Annotated in this window: 4 protein-coding genes and 1 pseudogene; 4 read left to right on the forward strand and 1 reads right to left on the reverse strand. The window is 55.5% G+C overall.

All coding sequences use genetic code 11. From position 1 onward, the window contains the following. Positions 1-108 precede the first annotated feature (108 nt). The 3 genes from BM029_RS18405 to BM029_RS18415 all read left to right on the forward strand — a co-directional run bounded on the left by BM029_RS18405 (position 109) and on the right by BM029_RS18415 (position 3,131). Positions 109-978, forward strand: coding sequence for a class I SAM-dependent methyltransferase (locus BM029_RS18405; RefSeq protein ID WP_092438480.1), 870 nt, complete (start codon positions 109-111; stop codon positions 976-978). A 125-nt stretch (positions 979-1,103) separates the two neighbouring features. After that, positions 1,104-1,463, forward strand: a complete 360-nt coding sequence (locus tag BM029_RS18410) for a hypothetical protein (RefSeq protein WP_092438482.1) — start codon at positions 1,104-1,106, stop codon at positions 1,461-1,463. A gap of 198 nt (positions 1,464-1,661) precedes the next feature. After that, a complete protein-coding gene (locus tag BM029_RS18415) occupies positions 1,662-3,131 on the forward strand; it encodes a DNA-3-methyladenine glycosylase 2 family protein (RefSeq protein WP_092438484.1) in 1,470 nt (489 codons plus the stop codon). Between the two features lie 180 nt (positions 3,132-3,311). Here the strand turns inward: BM029_RS18415 and BM029_RS18420 are convergent, their stop codons facing one another. Beyond that, a complete protein-coding gene (locus BM029_RS18420) occupies positions 3,312-5,291 on the reverse strand; it encodes a gamma-glutamyltransferase family protein (protein ID WP_092438485.1) in 1,980 nt (659 codons plus the stop codon). Positions 5,292-5,819: 528 nt separating this feature from the next. On the opposite strand from BM029_RS18420, the pseudogene BM029_RS18425 reads away from it, so the two are divergent. Beyond that, positions 5,820-6,000: pseudogene (locus BM029_RS18425) on the forward strand (IS110 family transposase); the annotation flags it as partial.

Below are 6,000 nucleotides of genomic sequence, written 5' to 3' on the forward strand. Positions count from 1 at the left end.
TTCAAGGGTATTACAGGTATTTTGCAGGCAGTTATAAGAGCCTCTTGGCGCCGAAGCCGTTATACTTGCGTAATAGCCGGTTAGTCCGGCCGACAGAAAGCAAGCTCCATGAACGGTACCAAGCAAGAATCCATTTCCTCCAGTCAGCAGCCCTCCAAGCACGAAATTCGTCCCGGTCAATCGATAGAGTTGCTCAAAGAGTTGCATATCCTGACGCGCGACGGAAAATTGAACCAAGATAGCCGCCGCAAGCTCAAGCAGGTATATCATTTATATCAATTCATTGAGCCGTTACTGCAGGAAATCCAGAAAGAACAGGGCGGGGTGCAACTGGTCGACCATGGCGCCGGCAAGTCGTATCTGGGATTCATCCTGTACGACCTGTTTTTCAAGACGCTGACTGACAACTCGCATATTTTCGGTATCGAAACCCGGGAAGAGCTGGTAAGGAAATCGCAAGAGCTGGCGCAACGCCTGGCATTTTCGGGGATGTCGTTCCTCAATCTGTCGGTAGCGGAATCGATAGAGTCCGCTGCGCTGCCAGGTCGGATCGATGTTGTCACGGCCTTGCATGCGTGTAATACGGCGACGGATGATGCGATTGAGTTTGGCCTGAAGAAACAGGCGCGTTTCATGGTACTGGTGCCTTGTTGCCAGGCGGAAGTGGCTTCGGTACTGAAAAAGAACAAGGGTAAATCTCTGGCGAAAGAAGCGTTGACGGAAATCTGGCGCCACCCGCTGCATACGCGCGAATTCGGTAGCCAGATCACCAACGTGTTGCGCTGCCTGCAACTGGAGGCACACGGTTATCAAGTCAGCGTAACGGAACTGGTAGGCTGGGAGCACTCCATGAAGAATGAACTGATCATTGCCAGTTACCGCGATCTTCCCCGTAAGCGGCCGACCGAGCGTTTGCAGGAAGTACTGCACACCCTGGGGCTGGAAGAAATGGAACAACGGTTTTTTACCACACCTTGAGAAACGAAATTTAAACGCGAGATTTAAAAGCGAAACTCTATCCAGACTCAATCCTGACCACATAACAGCTTTGCCTGCCGCAAGCGGGCCGTCCACCATCGCACCACCTAACCGAGGAGAGTGACATGACTAAGACGAGTGGCACACATGCCGTAAAAGAGTTCACCAAGGCACCGTTGACCGAGGGAGGACTTACCGAGACGTTGCAACGGATTACAGCCGGTGTGGATGAGTTCAGTGTGTTGAATCACGCCGCACGTGCCGCACTCGTTGCCAAGGTCACGGAGCAATGGCAAGAAGATTTTGTCGCCAATTTTCATATTCCGGCGGACCTCGCCAAGGCAGGCGAAGAATACGCCGCAATAGAGCAGGGCGATAAATATCCGAGTTTGTCCGATTCAGCGCGCGAAGCCGTGCTACAGCGCTTTGACGATCGTTACGGCGATGGCGGCCCGCGGTTCTGGCCGGCGCTGAACGCTAAATAAATTTCCGTTTGAAGATCGATTTGCGACAGAGAATTCTGTCGTCAATCCATCCATCTATCCATCGACATTTTCTTGACCGTGGCTACGAGGTCGGATTTTCAAGGCGCAGCAAATAGCGCCTCTGCCTCCTCGAAACCATAAAATGACAATGTCCGAAAAGCGCTAGACATCACCAGCCGTCGGCGCGATCATGCCCGCATGGAACTCGATCACGACACCTGTTACAGGGCTCTGGCCAGCCGCGATGCGCGCTTTGACGGACGCTTTTTCATCGCGGTCAAAACCACGCGCATCTACTGCCGGCCGATTTGCCCGGCACGTACTGCCAAATCCGAAAACGTATTGTTTCTGCCGACCGCTGCCGCTGCGCAGGAAGCCGGTTTTCGCCCCTGCCTGCGATGCCGGCCCGAAGCCGCACCTGATTCAGGTGCGTGGCGCGGCGTCTCCAACACCGGTGTATCGAATACCGTCGCGCGCGCCATGGCGCTGATCGAGACGGGGGCGCTGGATGACAACGGGATGGACGCGCTGACAGAGCGTCTGGGCGTAGGCGAGCGGCAATTGCGCCGATTGTTCGCACAACATATGGGGGCCTCGCCAGTTACCGTAGCGCAGACGCGTCGGGTGTTGCTGGCCAAGCAACTGATCCACGAGACTCGCATGCCGCTTACTGAAATTGCATTCGCTGCCGGATTTGGCAGCATCCGGCGTTTCAACGAGGTTTTCCAGGATTTGTTCCAGCGACCCCCAAGTGCACTACGCCACGGCAGCCAGCCCGAGCAATCCGCGCAGGCCGGAGTGACGTTGTTGTTACGTTACCGCCCGCCCTACGACTGGCCAGCCGTGCTGGCGTATTTGAGTGCGCGTGCAATCACCGGCCTGGAATTGGTGGCAGACGGTCGTTATTACCGCACTATCAACCTCGATGGCGTACACGGCACGCTGGTAGTGCGACAGGGCGCGGGGAATGCCTTGAAAGTAACCATACGTTTCCCACGCCTGTCATCGCTACCAGCCATCATTGCCCGTTTGCGCAGAATGTTCGACCTGGCGGCCGACCCCGAAATCATCAACCGCCAATTATCGGCAGATCCGCTAATGGCGAAATTGACTGCTGCGCGGCCAGGCCTGCGTGTGCCCGGCGCCTGGGACGGTTTCGAGCTGGCGATGCGGGCGGTGCTGGGTCAGCAGATTACCGTTGCTGCTGCGATAAAGCTGGCGAGCAAGCTGGTAGCGCAATATGGTGAAGCGCTCAGTGAACCCAGCGCAGACCGGCCTGGCCTGACCCATGTATTTCCGCAAGCCGCACGCGTGGCCGAAGCAGATCTGGCGACACTAGGCATGCCGAAAGCGCGCGCGGCAACCCTGTCTGCCGTGGCAGCAGCGCTGGTAGCCGATCCGGAATTACTGGACACCCGTGCCAGCCTGGAAGAAGCCGTGCTCAAATTACGTGCACTGCCAGGCATAGGTGACTGGACCGCGCAATACATCGCGCTTCGTCACTTACGTGAGCCCGATGCTTTCCCTGCTGCAGATGTGGCGTTGATGCATGCGATTGCGGTGCATGAAGGCGTCAGGCCGAACGCCAAGGAGTTAGCTGCGCGCGCGGAAACCTGGCGGCCATGGCGCGCTTATGCGGCGCAGCATCTTTGGTCGTCGCTTGTTTGAGCGGGGTATATTTTGTGATCCCGGATTGATAATCAACAGTTTCAACAATTGCTGAACAGATTATTCCGCCAACGTTTCGCAATCCTGCTTAGGCCCGGCCCTCTCAGGGGGCCGGGCCTTTCATTTTAAGAGAGAGCGCATCTCGGTGGCATGGAGTGACCAGAACCACCGGCTTGTTTCTTAATGGGCGAAAGTATCACCCAGAACTACCCCCTCCCGGCGCGGATCCGTCCCACCCTGCAGGACGCTCGACTGATTGATACTGGTACGAAGGATCGTATTGACTCCGCTCGCCTGAGCCGCCGTGGAGATGGTGTGCCCCAGTGCGACAAGGCCGGTAAGCAAGGGGTCGTTCGCACCACCATTTGAAGTGTTAATGTTCGGATGCTCTCCGCCGACGGTCGTGACAGGGCTATTGCTTGCCCCAAAGTCGACCAGATTCGATGATTGCTGCGCGTCCAGTCCCCAGTCAAGTACACCAACGATTGTCTTGACGACGTATTGCGGGATCGTACCGCCACCAGGTGAACCCGTTGCCATCACGAAATCACCTTTCGACCCATCGGCAGCGATCTTGAAAATGAGCGTAGGCGCCATCGAACTGCGCGGTCTCTTGCCTGGCTGCACGCGATTCGCGACGAGAGCGCCGGTGGTGTCGGTCGGACTCGCGGAGAAATCCGTGAGTTGGTTGTTCAGCAGGAAACCGTTCGTCATGTGGAATGAACCCATGCTCGATTCAACCGTCGTGGTAGCCGTTAACACGTTGCCGCTGCCATCGACAATGGTGAACTGATTCGTGCCGTGCTCAATCATGGTTTTATCCACACCAAGTGGAACCGGGCCGAAGTTGCCGGCGACAGCTGTGCCCATGCTCTTGTTGAGGTTGATCAGGGCCGCCCTGCTCTGCAAATACGGCTTGTTGAGCAACGTGTTCCAGGTGCCGTTCGGAGGCGGGATAAAATCGGTATCAGCAACATACTTGTCACGGTCCGCATAGGCCATCCGTTCGGCTTCGGTAATTAGATGAACGCCCTGCACCGTAGGCTTGCCGCCTTCGAGATCGATTGCTGTCGGTTTGAGTTGTTGAAGATTAAAGTTCTCAAGAATGCCCAGTGCTGATGCCACAGCAATTCCGCCGGAGGAAGGCGGCGGCATGCCACAAATCCAGTAACTCCGATAAGTCGTGCAAATGGGATCGCGCACTTTCGCCTGATAGTTTGCGAGATCGGCAAGCGTCGTTTTACCCGGTGTTATCACCGACCCGTCCGCGCCGGTGGTCGTCGCAATCTTCTTCACGATATCCTGTGCGATCTGGCCGGTATACAACGCGTTGGCGCCGCTGTTTGCCATCGCCTTCAGCGTATTGGCGTAAGCTGGATTTTTCAGCAGGGTGCCCAATGCCTTGGGCGAGCCGTCCGCGTTAAAAAAGTACGCAGCTGCTTCGGGGTCGCGCTTAAGGTTGCTCGCATTCGAAGCAATTGCGGCAGCAAGCCGTCCGCCGATTGGAAACCCATTTGTCGACAGCGTGATCGCGTCGCCAAACAGATCCTTCCACGCAAGCGTGCCGTGATCCCGTTGCAGTGCCTCAATAAGTCGCGGTACGCCGATGTTACCGATCGAACGACCGCTTGCGCGGGCGTTCGGCTTTGGTGCGGAAAGATCGTTTGTATCGTCGACATAACGAAGATAGTTTTCTGTCGCGGCGCTCGGTGCCGATTCGCGGCCGTCGTACGCCTGGACTGTTTTCTTTGAAGCATCGTAATACAGCAGCACTCCTCCTGATCCAAGCCCCGTCGCTTCGGGAACTGTCAGACCCAGCACTGCTTGTACAGCAACTGCGGCGTCGGCTGCGGTCCCACCTTTCTTAAGCACGGCGCAGCCCGCGGCACTCGCATATGCATTCGAGGTGGTGACCATGTAGGTCTGTGCGTATATGGGCTTAAGTCCCGTGCGATAGCCCGAAGCGGCTTCAGGAAGCGAGGGGTCACCCGGGAGATTCGAGCCAATAACGACGCTCGACCCGCTACTGTCCATCGCAAGGCAGCTCACGTCCTTTGTGGCAACGGGAAAGGAGGCGTCTGAACCACCGCCGCAGGAAGCCAGCAGAAGCGTAGAGGCGGATATTGCCGTGAGAAGTTTGAAGTAGGGACTGGTTTTCATCGAGATTCCTATCCTTCAGAAAGAATTGCAAGATTGATATATTTCGCTGCTGTTTATTTTTGCGATCTGACGATACATATTGTTACACTTTAATATGCCTTGCAATAATAACTATTAACACAAATTAACTTGGTATTTTTCCTGTCTGTAATTTAAAGCAGGGCAATGATTGATGAGCTATGTCGATGGTGGCCAAGGTTTGCGTTCTGGTTTGTTACAGGCAAGGCGGCAAGTTTAAGAGGTCAAATAGATCCTACGGACTACTTTGATGTGTCCTATGGCACCGTCAGCTCGTTGGACGCTGGGCCAATCAAGCTGCAGCGAGATTCACATCTGGCCGGCTATATCCTGACAGTGTCGATTTGAAGATCAAGGACAAGATGTCCAAAGAAATGGAATGGACGCCTCCCCCTCAGGGGCGAAGCTGACAAGACGGGATGGAATTCGGAGGGCGGGTTCTCGCTGTCAACGGCATCATTGTGCCAAAGTAGAGGTTCGCAAAAACCACTTAAGACAGGAGAACCCGAAATGAAGAATACCGTAATTGGTGTTGACATTGCAAAGACTGTTTTTCAGTTGCATTGGGTGGAAACAGAGACCGGCGAGATCAGGAGCAAGCAGCTCAAACGGGCTGGTTTTCTGTCCCATTTTGCCAATCTGGCACCTTGCCTGATTGGCATGGAAGCCTGCGGTGGGGCTCAGCATTGGG

Origin of the sequence: Collimonas sp. OK607, assembly GCF_900111995.1 — a bacterium.
GTDB lineage: Bacteria > Pseudomonadota > Gammaproteobacteria > Burkholderiales > Burkholderiaceae_D > Collimonas.

Coding starts and splice junctions, on each gene's coding strand:
- BM029_RS18405 (WP_092438480.1), top strand. CDS start 109: ATGAACGGTACCAAGCAAGAATCCATTTCCTCCAGTCAGCAGCCCTCC.
- BM029_RS18410 (WP_092438482.1), top strand. CDS start 1,104: ATGACTAAGACGAGTGGCACACATGCCGTAAAAGAGTTCACCAAGGCA.
- BM029_RS18415 (WP_092438484.1), top strand. CDS start 1,662: ATGGAACTCGATCACGACACCTGTTACAGGGCTCTGGCCAGCCGCGAT.
- BM029_RS18420 (WP_092438485.1), bottom strand. CDS start 5,291: ATGAAAACCAGTCCCTACTTCAAACTTCTCACGGCAATATCCGCCTCT.